Raw genomic sequence first — 14,368 nt, 5'->3', positions numbered from 1 at the left:
ACAATATTTTTCTTATTACAATTCTTTATTGTGCCACAGTTGGGGGTTCGGGGAAGAATAATTAAAAGTGGTAATGATATTAAAGCAGCAAAAATACCAGGAGATATGTATTATTTGGACGCTTCTGACAATAAGTGGTGGAGAGCTAAAATTAGCTTTTACAGATCAGGTTCTCAAGAAGCAAAAAGCATAGATAAGGATGTGGTAGAAAGTGCTTCAGAGCAAACGGGCGATCACCGATGACTAATATATCTCCTGATTTGTAGGGTATTATGGAGAAGTCCAAAGAGGCAGCATAGCACTCAGGAGTCAGCCCATGCAAGCGATTCTTCTAAGCCGTGAAGAAGTTGCACGACGTGCAAAGCAACTATACGAAAGCAGCATTCGTCAAAAAGTGGAGACAGAAGAGAATATTGGCAAGATGGTTATCATCGTCATTGAAACGGGCGATTATGAAGTCGATAAAACTGGGCTGCAAGCATCTCGGAATCTCAGTAAGAAGCATCCAAACGCCCGACTCTTTGGGATTCGCATTGGCTATAACGTTGCTGTCTCCTTTGGGGGTGTCATGGAGCGGGTTAGCAAGTGATTTCTGGAATTGTGACAGATAGACACGCAACGGTCGCTCTCACTTTCTTGCTACCTAATGGTTCAACTGTTCTCATCGAATTTGTCATCGATACAGGATTTACCGGGGAATTGTGCCTTCCTCTAGAAGCAGTTTCACTGATGGGTTAGTCAGAGATGGTTCAAAACTAGACAAACCCATTGAAGCAAGAATCTCCCACTAAATGCGTTGCATTGTAGTGGTGAGAGTGTCAAGTGATGATTCCTGTGCGTTATGCTGTCGCTAACAGCACCCTACGAGAGAGATTGAGAGATCGGCTAAAATAGACAATGCTGTCATGAGGTACGAAGCTATGAGCATTCAAGAACTAGAGCAACAACTCCTCAGCCTCGATTTAGCCGAAAGGATTCGCATTCTCCAACTTTTGGCTCAAAGTCTTACAGTACCCTCAGTATCACAGCGATCCCCATCCCCCGATGAACTTAATTTAACCCGCGATGGCGAACCGCCCGCCGGAGGCGATCGCACTCCTCACCATCCTCTACGTAGCATCTCCATGACGATCCCTCCAGATTTTGACGAACCCATGTCTGAATTATGGGATGTTTTGGAAAAATGATTTTACTCGACACTCACGTTTGGCTTTGGTGGCTTCATACCCCAGAACAGCTTTCCGAGCGTAACCGTACCCTATTAACCATAGGCGAAAATCAAAACGCTGTTTTGGTTTCTGCCATTTCTATTTGGGAAATCGCAGTCAAACATAGTGCAGGAAAACTACCACTCCCCCTTTCCGTCAATGAATGGTTCGCACTTGCCAAAACTCGACCCGGAATTATCATAGAACCACTCGATCCCTTGGATGCAATCGCCAGCACTCAATTACCCGGCGACTTCCACAAAGACCCGGCTGATCGCATTATTGTTGCCATCGCCTACCGTCGCAATATAGAACTCATGACCTGCGATCAAAAAATCCTCAACTATCCATACGTCAAAACACTTTGGTAAATGCGAACGCTCACACACCCTACGTGGATTTGCGTAGATAGATGAATGATTTTTTGTAAGTGCGATCGCCTCCGGCGGACGGTTACGCCATCGCGCTGATCTCACTGTTACAACATCCGCCGGCGTTGACGCTTCTTTTCAAGTTGAGGTCTTCTTAAAGGTACTACCTCGGCTTCGCTGCTTTCCCTGGCTACCCGAATTAGCAAGGCTGAACCTATCAAGCTAGCAATCATCGAATTACCACCATAGCTAAACATCGGTAGGGGTAAGCCTGTTGTTGGTAATGCACCTGTTGCCACAGCAATATGGAGCAGTGATTGTCCTACCATGATAGTGGTGATACCAATTGCTACCAATCGGTATATAGGGTTTTTCGCCTTCAGTGCCACAATTAACCCTAGGGTGGCAAATCCCGCTAACATAAGCAACAGTAAAATACTGCCAACAAAGCCAAACTCTTCCGAAAATATAGCAAAAATAAAATCTGTGTCTTGAATTGGTAAATGAAACCGCTTTTGTTGGGACATCCCAAACCCTAAACCCCAAGTTTTGCCAGAACCTACGGCTAAAAGACTCTGTACTAACTGATAGCCGTCTCCTGTTGCATCCGCCCAAGGATTCAGGAATGACATTACCCGCCTGCGTTGATATTCTTTAATACTGATGCTGAGTAACCCTAACGAGAATCCTCCTATTGCTGTTCCGGCTAAATACTTGTAAGGTAAGCCACCAGCTAAAGCAATCATCCAAATAGTCATACCGCAAAGTGCGGCTGTACTTAAGTTAGGCTGGGCGAGAATTCCTAAAATTACTAAGCCAAAAATACCCAGCCAAGTTAAACGCACCCGCCAAGTTAGTCTTTCCCATTGACCGAATAATCGCGCACTTTGCAGAACTAAAAAGGGTTTGATTAATTCTGAAGGCTGAATGGGAATCGGCCCAATGGCTATCCAACGGGCTGCATCAAAGGCTTTTTTACCCAATCCTGGAATGAGAGTTACAAAAATTAAGGCTAAAAATATTCCTAGCAACCAATGGGATACGCCGAGAATTTTCTGCAAGGGTTGATTCACAATGATATTGAATCCAATTAGGGCGGCGAAAACCCAAATAATTTGTCGTTTAAAGTAAAATAAGCCATCGCCTTGACGCACATCAGCTACTACATAGGAGGCTGAAAATAGGATAATCAAGCCGATAAATAGCCAAGTAAATGTTAACCAGCGTAACAACCGCGCTTCTAATGCCCAGCTGGAGACGGAATCATCAAAAATTGGAATTAGGCTGCGTAGATTCACGATGCAGTACAGGTAAAAGTTAGGAATTAGATGATTACCACAGTCATCTTACCCCACCCCTTAAAGCAATTCGCAATTCGCAATTCGCAATGGACTAACGTCCCGCTTTGCTAACGCAATGGGCTAATGCCTTTGGCGGGGTGGGTTTCTTCGGGTTGAATGCGTAATCAAGCGAAAAAAATATTAAAGCTGAGGAATTACACTCATAACTTATCGAAAATTTGGGTTGAAAACCCCGTCGTTACTTCGACAGGCTCAGTAACCATCTACGACGGCTTTATACTTTTATGGTAGCATAAAAGTGTGGTTAATTGGTCGTACCACTTTGTCGTTCGTGGTAGCTTGCTACGCGGAGCTTCTTTGCCAGGAGAAAGCCATGATTGTTTACGAGTTTAAGGTTAAGGGTAAAGAAAAGCAATATCAGGCAATAAACGAAGCAATTCGTACCAGCCAATTCATTCAAAATAAGTGCTTGCGCTATTGGATGGATAACAAGGATTCAAAGGTAGATAAGTATGCTTTGAATAAATATTGTGCTGTATTAGCTGCGGAATTTCCTTTTGCTGATGAACTTAACTCAATGGCTAGACAATCTGCGGCGGAACGTTCTTGGAGTGCAATTTCTCGGTTTTACGATAACTGTAAAAAGAAGATCAAAGGTAAAAAGGGGTTTCCTAAATTTAAGAAAAACTGCCGTTCAGTTGAATACAAATCAACGGGATGGAAGCTAACTCTTACTCGTAAGTCTATAACTTTCTCAGATAAGAAAGGTATCGGAACTCTGAAATTAAAGGGAACTTACGACCTTAACTATTACGACATCAAGCAGATTAAGCGTGTCCGTTTAGTACGTCGTGCGGATGGCTATTACGCCCAATTTGCAGTTGACGTTGATGCCAGGATAGAAACTCAACCCTCACATCAATTAGTGGGTATTGACTTGGGGCTAAAGTATTTCATTGCTGACAATAAAGGCAATGTAGAACCATCCCCCCAGTTCTACCGCAAATCAGAAAAACAGCTAAACCGTGCAAATCGCAAAAAGTCTAAAAAGTTCAGCAAAGAAAAGAAGAAAGCTCGCGCAAGGCAATCCAACAATTACCACAAAGCTAGAAATAGATATGCTCGTAAGCATTTAAGAGTAAGTAGGCAACGAAATGAGTATTGCAAGAAATTAGCATACTCCGTCATCCAATCTAACGATTTGGTAGCCTATGAAGATTTAAATGTCAAAGGGTTGGTACGTAATCGACATCTAGCTAAATCAATCTCTGATGCTGGTTGGTCAACTTTCCGCCTGTGGTTAGAATATTTTGGTCATAAATATGGGAAAGTAACAGTTGCTGTTCCTCCCCATAATACAAGCCAAAATTGCTCTAACTGTGGCGAGAAAGTCAAGAAATCTCTGTCTACAAGGACTCATGTTTGTTCACATTGCGGATATGTGGAAGACAGAGACATCAACGCAGCAATCAACATTTTGAGACTAGGACTCAGTACGGTAGGGCATACCGGAACTTACGCTACAGGAGATTTGCCCTCTTGGGCGATTGGCCGCGGCCTGTCGTCTAACGGCGAGTCTGTGAATGTAGAATCCTCACGCCTTTAGGCTGGGGAGTGTCAAAACTCAAAATTCATTATGTGATGCACTGCGGCGATCGCGCCGTTGATGTAAGTTGGGATAGATTGACTGTTGCTTACTGTGTCTAGGATTTTTTTCACAGTGAAGAGTGCATCTGGGATGTTTTGCACCTGGTTAATTTTGCTAGCTCTTTTGAGTTGGCGATCGTACAGTCGTGGTAGTGCTAATGCTACTAAAGGTACACCCACAGATGCACATTCGTAAACTGTGTTGTACCCCGCACCGCCTACAACTACATCTGCTGCGGCTAAACATTCTATCCCTGGATGGTGAGATACCCATAACGTCTTGAGTTCGTCTTCAGGGCAATGAGGCGATAAAATTCTCACAGCACATTCAGGGAAAGCCTCATGTAGTCGTCGGGTAAGTTGATTAAATAAAGGTAACTCTGAAGCTTGCCCAGCTGCACACACTAGGATAATTTGACGATCATCATCAACTTTGAGAATACGCGATCGCACAATTTTTTGATCGAGTAATTCCTCAGCATTGCGAATTAACCACGGTGCGGTATGTATCACGCCTGGTAAATCGGACAAAGGTAAATGCTTTCCTTCCCCTGGTACAATCACGGCATCAAAATTATTAGTTACAAATGATCGTAAATCTTTAACCTTTACATAGCGGGGGTTAATATCTCGATGAATCAAAATTCGGGGTATAGTCTGTAACTGGGGTAAGATATCAGCCAACTCACCCCCCAAACCTCTGGGAAAGGTATCAACAATTAAGCAATCATAGTGAGTATTTAAGAAAATTTCCCGTACTTGTAGACAAGTTTCTTCAAAACTCGCATCATCATAAATCCAATGTAATAAGCATCCGTCATTACTAATGTGCTGTGCATAAGGGCTATTTGTAATAATTTCTACTTTTCTTCGGTTAGCTGCAATTCTCCCCAAAGACAAAGCACGGGTTATATGTCCCCAACCGCCACCAAGGGCATAAATTAACCAAGTTTTAGTCAATCGTCAATTCTCTTTTGTTTTGATTTTTAATGTTTCCTAAATTACCACTGATGTTACAAATCAATAGTCAAAAATATCGCATTTATTAGTTGAAATCTCGTAGACCTATTATAGCTTTATATTTTCTTTGTAAAATGCAAATTATTCTTGATTATTTTGATATAGATATTGAGAGATTAACTGCTAAATTCTATTCATCTGTATTGAAGTTTCATTTTTATGACTTTTATATTTTGTCTACTTTATCCTGAAAACTTGATTGAGTAATTGATAGATATATTGAGTATAAGCCATCTATTAATTACTCTAACTACCAGAGAATTTATTGTCTTCAATTTTGATCAAATTTTGTCATCATCTCATTTTTTAGGGACTGATGAAATTTTTAACAATTATTAACTTAGTCATAATTTTGGCAAAAGAAAATGAAGGTATTAACTGTACAAGATTCATATCAACTTTCCTCTATACAGCAAGGAATGCTGTTCAACAGTCTAGTTGCTCAAAATTCGGGGGTAGATATTGAGCAAATGATCTGTGTAGTTGATGAAAAAATAGATATTTTCGCATTTCAAAAAGCATGGCAGAGAGTTGTAGAAAGACACGCAGTATTGAGAACTAGCTTTGATTTGCAAAACGGACGAGAACCTCTGCAATGTGTTCATCAATGGGTAAAAATTCCCCTAGAACAGCAAGATTGGTGTGGCTTGTCTGCTCAAGAACAATCGACTAAATTGCAAGCTTATCTGCAAAGCGATCGCAAGCTGGGCTTTGATTTAAATGTCGCGCCATTGATGCGTCTAGCATTATTTCAGTTGCAAGAATCTGTCTACCAATTTATTTGGACGTTTCACCATGCTGTGTTGGATGGTCGCTCTATGTCCATCATCATCAAGGAAGTGTTCACCTTTTATGATGCTTTCCTTGAAGGAAAAGACTTACAACTTCCTCAACCCCGTCCTTATCAAGACCACATCGCATGGTTACAGCAACAGGATTGGTCTAAATCTGCAAGTTTTTGGCGGGACTTGCTCAAAGGCTTCACTGCACCCACGCCTTTATTAGTAGACTCAAACCCTCGCAATCAAAGCGGTTTTGGCGAGCAAGCAATCCGACTCTCAGAAAAAACTACGGCGATGTTGCAGTCTGTAGCAGAACAACATCAACTCACGCTGAATACTTTAGTACAAGGTGCTTGGGCTTTATTGCTAAGTCGTTATAGTGGTGAGTCCGATGTTGTGTTTGGGGCGACAAGAGCCTGTCGTCATTCCTCTGTAGCTGGGGCGCAGTCGATGGTAGGACTGTTGATAAATACTTTGCCAGTTCGAGTCAAGGTGTCAGGGGAAAAACCGCTTTTGACTTGGCTGAAAGAATTGCGATCGCAGTGGATGGTGTTGCGAGACTATGAACACACCCCCCTAGTCAACATTCAAAGATGGAGCGATATTCCCGCCGGAACTTCCTTATTTGATAGCATTTTGGTATTTGACAAGTATGAATTGAATTCGGCTTTACGTTCTCAGGGTGACAGATGGCAAAATCTGGAGATAAAGCAAGAAGAACAAACTAACTTTCCTCTGACATTGGTTGGCTATGCAGAGTTAGAACTTTTATTGAAGCTCAAATATGACCAAAACAAGTTTGATGATGCCAAAATTGGGCGAATGCTGGGACATCTTCAGACTTTATTGTCCAGTATGGCGACTCATCCTTGGCAGTGTTTAGGAGAATTACCACTATTAACGACAGATGAAAGACATCAAATGTTGATGGAGTGGAATCATACACAAACAGATTTTGCAGAACAACTTTGTATTCATCAACTGTTTGAAGCGCAGGTAGAGCAGACACCAGACGCTATAGCCGTTGTTTGTGGACAGGAACAACTCACCTACAAAGAGTTAAACTGGAGAGCCAATCAGTTAGCCAATCACCTCAAGCAACTGGGTGTCAAGCCAGGGGTGTTAGTTGGTGTATATTTAGAGCGATCGCTAGAAATGATTCCGGCTGTCCTGGGGATTTTGAAAGCTGGAGGCGCATACGTACCACTAGAACCCAGTTTCCCTAAAGCACGCATTCAATTATTGCTGTCTTCTCTGCAAATTAACTGTGTAGTCACCCAAACTGACTTGTTAGCTAGTATTCATGAGTTAGAACTGAGCGCACTAGAACATTTAATCTGTTTAGATAAATCTGCATATAGTACAGCAGGCAAAAAACCAGAGAATCACCAAGAAATCTTTTCCCCTACACCCCTACACCCTCATACCCCTACACTCTCTGTTTGGCATCGTTCTTATCTAGATTTACTGCCTACAGCCAACTTACCAACATCTGCTAATTCCAATGATATTGCCTATGTGATTTTTACCTCTGGCTCTACAGGTACACCAAAGGGGGTTGTAGTTCGTCATCAACCAGTAATCAATCTGATTGAGTGGGTGAATAAAACATTTAATGTTAATGCTCAGGATAGGGTTTTATTTATTACATCCTTATGTTTTGACTTGTCAGTTTATGACATTTTCGGACTGTTAGCCGCAGGTGGTTCGATTCGGGTGGTATCTAGTGATGATGTTCGAGATCCAGAAGCTTTACTGCACATTCTCTGTCATGAGCCGATTACATTTTGGGATTCTGCGCCGCCTGCACTCCAACAACTGGCTGGCTTTTTCCACAAGGTTCAAGAAAGTAATTGTCATCCCCAACTGCGGTTAGTATTTATGAGTGGTGATTGGATACCAGTCACACTACCAGATTTACTCAAAACCACCTTCCCAGGGGTTGAGGTAATTAGTTTGGGTGGAGCAACGGAAGCCACTGTTTGGTCTAATTATTATCCCATCGGCAAAGTCGAGCCGCATTGGAAGAGTATTCCCTATGGTAAACCCATTCAAAATGCTCAATATTACATTCTCGATGCTTACCTCAATCCTTGCCCGATTGGTGTGACTGGGGAATTGTATATTGGTGGAGAATGTTTAGCCTCTGGCTATTTAAATCAACCCGAACTCACAGCCCAAAAATTCATCCCCAATCCCTTTAGCAGCAATCCAGAAGCACGGCTTTATAAAACTGGAGACTTAGCCCGCTATCTCAGTGATGGTAATATTGAATTCCTCGGTCGGATTGATCATCAAGTTAAGATTCGCGGTTTCCGCATCGAGTTGGGAGAGATTGAAAGTGTACTCACACAACACGACTATGTAGAGGAAACTGTAGTTATAGCCAGGGAAGATGAGCCAGGAAATAAGCGTTTAGTGGCGTATGTGGTGATAAACGGTGAATCTGCACCTGTGATGAATGAATTACGGCGGTTTCTGCAAGAAAAATTGCCAGAGTATATGATTCCATCGGCTTTTGTTGTGATCGCCAAAATCCCACTAACTCCTAATGGTAAAGTAGACCGCCGCGCTCTGCCTATCCCTGACCAAAGACCAGAACTAGAAAAAGCCTTTGTTGCACCTAGGAATGCTGTAGAAATTGAGTTAGCGGGAATTTGGTCAGAGGTTTTAGGTATTCAATCAATTGGCATCAGCGATAATTTCTTTGAGTTGGGGGGAAATTCCCTACTTGCAGTAAGATTGTTTACACAAGTAGAAAATAAATTTAGTCAAAAACTTCCCCTAGCTACCTTGTTGCAATCACCAACCATAGAACAATTAGCTAGGATTCTCAGCGAATCAAACACAAAAACTTCTTGGTCTTCTTTGGTAACAATTCAGTCAGGTAGCAGTGCGAAACGTCCTTTATTCTTAATCCATGCTCTGGGAGGTAATGTAATTGGCTACCAAACTCTAGTGCGTCACCTGGGTGCAGAGCAACCTGTATATGGACTGCAAGCACAAGGACTTGATGGTAAACAAGCTCCCCACACTAGAGTTGAGGACATGGCCTCTCACTACATCCAAGAAATTCGCACTGTTCAACCCCATGGCCCTTATCTGTTGGGTGGTTTCTCTAGTGGTGGAATTGTTGCCTATGAAATGGCTCGTCAGTTAGTTGCTCAAGGCGATCGCGTGGCTTTACTGGCAATGTTTGATACATATAACCCCAGTCTATATATCAATCATCCCTCCCTATTGCGGACATTGTACGTCTACTGGCTTACCCTATTGCGACTGCCATCTGTAGATAGAAGGAACTATGCTCTCGCCAAAATAGATTGGTTTCAGTCCATGTTAACTGGCAAACCCAGCAGTAAATTTGACTTGTGGAATGAACATTCCTTTGCTGAAGATGCCAACCCTTACAACATGGCATTAATAGAAGCTCTCAAGCAGGCGACAATGGTGGATTATGTAGCCAAACCCTACGCTGGTAAGGTAACTTTATTTACTACCAAAGAAGTTTTGAGATGGTGTCAATTCCAACCCTGTAGAGGCTGGAGTGCAATGGCGAGACAAGGGGTAGAAATTCACGAAATTCCTGGTACACACCTAGGTATGCTGGGAGAACCAGGTGTGCAGACGCTAGCTGAAAAATTGATGGTTTGTTTAGAGGAAGCACAAGGTGATAATCAGGTAATATCACCAAAAGTTGAGAAGATGCGATGGATACTTGAGAAAAGTGATTGGAGACTTCCCAAAAGTAAAATCACTAGCAAATCATAGTAATACACTTGCGGGAGGAGAGAGCAATGTTTACATGATGTTCTTCTTACCCGCACCCCAAAACGATCAGATATTAATGAAAGTTGAAATCCCCTAACTCGCTCCCATATTACTTTCAAAATCGCCATCTCGTTCAGTTTCTAGACTCATAGCGTCAGCTTCTGTAAAGTCTACGTTACCAGTTTCCGGGTCATAGGAATAGCGATCGCGGTTAGAGTAATAGTCACTACCCCAAGAGCTAGACCGATAGTTCCCATAATTAGAGTAATAGGCGTAGTCTTCTTCGTAAGACTGGTTACAGTAAGCACAATCAATAGTGTCAGTACGTCCGCAGCGACGTTTGAATAAGAAACCGATCATGCGATCGCACTCCGCGCCAGTTGTAGCTGTATAATTGATGATGATTTCACAGTTGCCGATTTGGATGCGATCGCCATCACTGAGGCTACCCGTTGTTAACGGTAAACCATTAATTTGCATCCCATTGCTGGTATTCTGGTCAATAATAATTAACTCTTGATTTTGCCAATTAATCAAGGCATGATAACCTGCAACTAGGTCATCTTGAATAGTAACTCTAGAAACCCTTTGCTCATCAATTTGTTGTGGCATGGCTGAAAATTCTTTGCCAATTGCCACTGGTATCTGTAATAATGGTTCGCGGCGATCGCCTGTATTGGGATCTACCCAAGTTAATTTAATTTGCAAAGCTGATCAACCTCCTGTTAAATTCACAGCGTAAGCTAAAGCGGCTTGTTGTTCGCGGGTGAGTGCATCTAATCCAAAGCAGGTAAATGCTATGGGAGATATGTTTGATTTGGTTGAAAAAACTGTACTTCCAGAGGTATTTCTTAATGAAGTTTTACCATCTTTAATTCTTACTTGATAAACTAATTTTTTATCCGGTGTGGTGATTTCTAATCCAGTTTTATTAGTTGTAATTTGATGAATTTGATTTTTGCCAACATCTTCTAGTTGATAGTTACTGCTACTATTACGTTTAAGAATATATATAGCTTTCTTGTCTGGGTTCTCTATTGTCCAGTATCCTGGGGATGTTACTACATAACCGAATACTTTATCTTGAATATTTTTAATTTTAATTCTCCCTGCTTCATCTGTTTTAATTCTAGCTATTTCTTGTTCATTTTTATCTACTAATTTTGCTCCATCTGGAAGTTGTTTGAGAGAAAATAAATCTGAACCTCCTTCAGTTTTAAACTTGATTTTCTCTGTACGTTCATTAACCTTAGTTACAGTAGTTTTTGTGGGTTGATTACTTGTGCTAGGTGTACTAGGTATCGCCTGATTAGCTTGATTACTACTACAACTCAAAATAGATGTTAGTAAAAAGCCAGCAATTAAAAAATTTAAACCTATTTTTCGCATATCTTTTATTTGGAAAGTGTTTTAGCTAAATTAAGTACATGATAAACGCTCAAAAACATTGATGCAATTGTTTGATAAACTTTATCTTGACTCTCTGCAAACTGTGGTTCAATCCTGACCCCAAGATACATAACTTTATCTGTAACTCTTAATTTTTTTAAAGTTGATGATGGGGGTAGCTGGATTGCATTAATCACGTCATTTTTCAAAATTTTAACCGCCCCATAGCGACGCTGAGGATAGGTTAAACTTAAATTGACCTCTAAACCAATAGGCTTAATTTTTGATTTATACTTACTCTTGCCACTACTACCACGTTTCCAACCATATTGTTTTTTCAATAGCTCAGTAGTAGTTAGTGAAAATTGACTATTATCTAAAAAACGTCCTTGGATATTCAACCATTGATTTTGGTAAATATCTATTTTCCATCCCGATTTGTATGGGTGTGGGATAGTATCTGTTTTATTTTCCTTGATTTTGCCTTTATTGAAGTCTAATTTTATGGAAACCAAGGCTGTTTTATCCATATCCCTGGATAGCATTTCTAAAATTTTTCTACTTAAATTATATCGATTGTTACTAAGATTTAACCTTCTAAATTTAAACATCATTAACAAAGCATAAATCCAGCCTCCAATTAACCCAATACTGCCCAAAAATAGCAATATATTAACTACAGAAAGGAATCCTATTGTTGTACTTAATCCAGATATAATTACAATTAGTATAATTAAAGTTAATGCACCCAAAAAATAATAAAGTGCTGTTCTGCCATATTTCTTTTGTTTTAACTCTGCGAGTTTATCAAGTGCAGCTAAATCATCTAAATCAGTTGCAATAACTGTAATTGGTGCTGTTTCTTGATAAATTAGCTGCTTACGAAATTCTTGCAATTCAATAGGCATATTGTCTAAACTCCATCAACGGATTCTAATCATCAATTTTTTTGCAACTATGCTTTTAGCTTTTATAGAGTTTTATTAACTTTTTTGAAATACTGAGTTCTGTAAAAATATAGTATCGGCTCAATAAGTAGGGGTAGTAGAAAAAATAAAGTCAGCGAGGGACAAGCAATATCATAAAATATGACACATGACGCAAAAGCTAGATTCGAGTAAAAAATTGGGAGAAGAGATACTGCAAACCATCGAGCCAAAAGGAATTGCAGATGAATCAATGCGTCGGACAGTAGAAATATTACTGAACCTAATAGAGCAATTGCAAGCAGAAGTCAAAGAATTACGAGATGAAAATCAACAGTTAAAAGATGAAAACAACCGCCTGAAAGGAGAAAAAGGTCAACCAGACATCAAAAGCAGCAAGAAAGGATTTGCCAACAATCACTCATCAGAAAAAGAACGACAGACTCTAAAAAAGCACAACAAAGGCAGTAAGAAAGCGACAGTTAAAATAAATAGAGAACAAATATTGGAATATCCCCAGGACAAACTGCCAGCAGACGCAGAGTTTAAAGGCTATCAAGAAGTAATCATCCAAGACATCACCTTGGGAACGGACAACGTATTATTCCGTAAAGAGAAATACTACTCACCTTCAGTGGGAAAAACCTATTTAGCAGAACTGCCTTGCGGTTACGAAGGAGAATTCGGTCCGGGAATAAAAGCTTTGGTGATGAGCCTATACTATGGGGGCAACATGACCCAAGGCAAATTATTAGAGTTTTTAGAAGATATTGGGATATCCATATCAGCCGGATATTTATCGAACCTACTGATTAAAAACCACACTGATTTTGAAAGCGAGAAAGATGAAGTATATGCGTCGGGACTAGAGAGCAGTCCTTGGCAAAACTTCGACCAAACTGGTGCGCGGGTGGGTGGGGTGAACTATACCACTAATGTAGTCTGCAACCCTTTCTATACAATCTACCTGACCACTGCCAAAAAAGACAGATTGAGTGTAGTAAAAGTATTGCAAAATGCCACAGAACTGGAGTTGATTCTCAATCAACTTACAGACAATTTAGTGGAGACTTTCCAAATCCCGACTAAATGGAAAAATGCTCTTAAACTATTACCTCAAGAAACTGTGTTGAGTGAAGCAGAGTTTAATACTCTACTTGATACATATCTACCCAAACTAGGTTCTCAACACCGGACTCGGATTATAGAAGCAGCAGCGATTGCTTTTTATCATCAACAAACTGATTGGCCAGTGGTGCAAACTCTCGTTTGTGATGATGCTCCTCAGTTCAAATTACTGACTGATAATATCGCTTTGTGTTGGGTGCATGAAGGACGACATTACAAAAAGTTGACCCCTTATGTTGCTTGTCACCAAAAAGCTCTTGATAAATTCCTGGATGATTTCTGGGATTACTACCGAGACTTGCTGGCTTACAAAGATGCACCCAGTCAACAGATGGCAGAAAAACTCCGGTCTGAGTTTTGGAAACTTTTCGATACTCAAACCGGTTATCAACAGTTGGATGAGCGAAAACAATTAACGCTGCTGAAAATTTCGGAGTTGCTTTTAGTCTTAGAGCATCCTGAATTACCTTTGCATAATAATCCGGCGGAGTTAGCTGCTAGGACAATGGTGCAACGGCGTAATATTAGTTATGCCACTCAAACTCTAGAAGGTACTCAGGCTTGGGATACTTTTATGTCTCTTGTTGCTACTACTCGTAAGTTGGGAATTAGCTTTTTTGAGTATATCCGTGACCGGATTTCTCAGGTTGGGAATATTCCTTCTTTAGCAACTATTATTCAGGAAAAATCTGCTCTCAATCCTTTTGGTTTTTCATTGATGACTGAAGAACTCCTTACCCCGGAATATTGAGGGGATACAAAATATATTTAGACAAAACTAATATAAATCGTCGCCAGTATAGCAAACGGAAAGTTTCGTGTCAA

13 protein-coding genes are annotated in these 14,368 nt (G+C 40.7%); 8 read left to right on the top strand and 5 right to left on the bottom strand.

Annotated features, from left to right (window positions below):
• Positions 1-30 precede the first annotated feature (30 nt).
• From L6494_RS21055 to L6494_RS21035, 5 genes are all read left to right on the top strand, one after another.
• Entirely contained in the window at positions 31-243 is a 213-nt protein-coding gene (locus L6494_RS21055) for a hypothetical protein (RefSeq protein ID WP_237989710.1), read from the top strand.
• Between the two features lie 73 nt (positions 244-316).
• Positions 317-589 (top strand): hypothetical protein, encoded by a 273-nt coding sequence (locus L6494_RS21050; RefSeq protein WP_237989709.1) that lies wholly within the window; start codon positions 317-319, stop codon positions 587-589.
• Entirely contained in the window at positions 586-738 is a 153-nt protein-coding gene (locus L6494_RS21045) for a hypothetical protein (RefSeq protein WP_237989708.1), read from the top strand. Before L6494_RS21050 ends, L6494_RS21045 begins: the two co-directional genes overlap by 4 nt.
• Before the next feature lie 182 nt (positions 739-920).
• A complete protein-coding gene (locus L6494_RS21040) occupies positions 921-1,187 on the top strand; it encodes a hypothetical protein (RefSeq protein WP_237989707.1) in 267 nt (88 codons plus the stop codon).
• A complete protein-coding gene (locus L6494_RS21035; RefSeq protein WP_237989706.1) occupies positions 1,184-1,579 on the top strand; it encodes a type II toxin-antitoxin system VapC family toxin in 396 nt (131 codons plus the stop codon). The genes L6494_RS21040 and L6494_RS21035 overlap by 4 nt, the downstream gene beginning before the upstream one ends.
• Before the next feature lie 107 nt (positions 1,580-1,686).
• Here the strand turns inward: L6494_RS21035 and L6494_RS21030 are convergent, their stop codons facing one another.
• Positions 1,687-2,877, bottom strand: coding sequence for an FtsW/RodA/SpoVE family cell cycle protein (locus L6494_RS21030; RefSeq protein ID WP_237989705.1), 1,191 nt, complete (start codon positions 2,875-2,877; stop codon positions 1,687-1,689).
• A 376-nt stretch (positions 2,878-3,253) separates the two neighbouring features.
• On the opposite strand from L6494_RS21030, the gene L6494_RS21025 reads away from it, so the two are divergent.
• Positions 3,254-4,486 carry an RNA-guided endonuclease InsQ/TnpB family protein gene (locus tag L6494_RS21025; protein ID WP_237989704.1) on the top strand — a complete coding sequence of 411 codons (1,233 nt, stop codon included), beginning with the start codon at positions 3,254-3,256 and terminating at the stop codon, positions 4,484-4,486.
• Positions 4,487-4,497: 11 nt separating this feature from the next.
• Here the strand turns inward: L6494_RS21025 and L6494_RS21020 are convergent, their stop codons facing one another.
• The gene (locus tag L6494_RS21020; protein WP_237989703.1) at positions 4,498-5,487 is read right to left on the bottom strand and encodes a UDP-N-acetylglucosamine--LPS N-acetylglucosamine transferase; all 990 of its coding nucleotides are present in this window, start codon (positions 5,485-5,487) and stop codon (positions 4,498-4,500) included.
• Positions 5,488-5,912: 425 nt separating this feature from the next.
• Between L6494_RS21020 and L6494_RS21015 the strand changes: the two genes are divergently transcribed.
• Positions 5,913-10,100, top strand: coding sequence for an amino acid adenylation domain-containing protein (locus L6494_RS21015; RefSeq protein ID WP_237989702.1), 4,188 nt, complete (start codon positions 5,913-5,915; stop codon positions 10,098-10,100).
• 93 nt (positions 10,101-10,193) lie between these two features.
• Here L6494_RS21015 and L6494_RS21010 read toward each other — a convergent pair whose 3' ends face one another.
• Genes L6494_RS21010 through L6494_RS21000 form a run of 3 tightly spaced genes read right to left on the bottom strand, consistent with a single transcriptional unit; the run spans position 10,194 to position 12,397 of the window.
• Positions 10,194-10,808, bottom strand: a complete 615-nt coding sequence (locus L6494_RS21010; RefSeq protein WP_237989701.1) for an FHA domain-containing protein — start codon at positions 10,806-10,808, stop codon at positions 10,194-10,196.
• Positions 10,809-10,814: 6 nt separating this feature from the next.
• Positions 10,815-11,489: a hypothetical protein gene (locus tag L6494_RS21005; protein ID WP_237989700.1), complete on the bottom strand. Its 675-nt coding sequence runs from the start codon at positions 11,487-11,489 to the stop codon at positions 10,815-10,817.
• Positions 11,490-11,494: 5 nt separating this feature from the next.
• Positions 11,495-12,397: a hypothetical protein gene (locus L6494_RS21000; protein WP_237989699.1), complete on the bottom strand. Its 903-nt coding sequence runs from the start codon at positions 12,395-12,397 to the stop codon at positions 11,495-11,497.
• Positions 12,398-12,584: 187 nt separating this feature from the next.
• On the opposite strand from L6494_RS21000, the gene L6494_RS20995 reads away from it, so the two are divergent.
• Entirely contained in the window at positions 12,585-14,294 is a 1,710-nt protein-coding gene (locus L6494_RS20995) for an IS66 family transposase (RefSeq protein WP_237988702.1), read from the top strand.
• The last annotated feature ends 74 nt before the right edge of the window (positions 14,295-14,368 follow it).

The sequence above is a fragment of the Nostoc sp. UHCC 0870 genome (assembly GCF_022063185.1).
Taxonomy (GTDB): Bacteria; Cyanobacteriota; Cyanobacteriia; order Cyanobacteriales; family Nostocaceae; genus Trichormus.
This window is presented reverse-complemented; position numbering and strand designations above follow the sequence as displayed.

Coding starts and splice junctions, on each gene's coding strand:
- L6494_RS21050 (WP_237989709.1), top strand. CDS start 317: ATGCAAGCGATTCTTCTAAGCCGTGAAGAAGTTGCACGACGTGCAAAG.
- L6494_RS21040 (WP_237989707.1), top strand. CDS start 921: ATGAGCATTCAAGAACTAGAGCAACAACTCCTCAGCCTCGATTTAGCC.
- L6494_RS21035 (WP_237989706.1), top strand. CDS start 1,184: ATGATTTTACTCGACACTCACGTTTGGCTTTGGTGGCTTCATACCCCA.
- L6494_RS21025 (WP_237989704.1), top strand. CDS start 3,254: ATGATTGTTTACGAGTTTAAGGTTAAGGGTAAAGAAAAGCAATATCAG.
- L6494_RS21015 (WP_237989702.1), top strand. CDS start 5,913: ATGAAGGTATTAACTGTACAAGATTCATATCAACTTTCCTCTATACAG.
- L6494_RS21005 (WP_237989700.1), bottom strand. CDS start 11,489: ATGCGAAAAATAGGTTTAAATTTTTTAATTGCTGGCTTTTTACTAACA.
- L6494_RS21000 (WP_237989699.1), bottom strand. CDS start 12,397: ATGCCTATTGAATTGCAAGAATTTCGTAAGCAGCTAATTTATCAAGAA.
- L6494_RS20995 (WP_237988702.1), top strand. CDS start 12,585: ATGACGCAAAAGCTAGATTCGAGTAAAAAATTGGGAGAAGAGATACTG.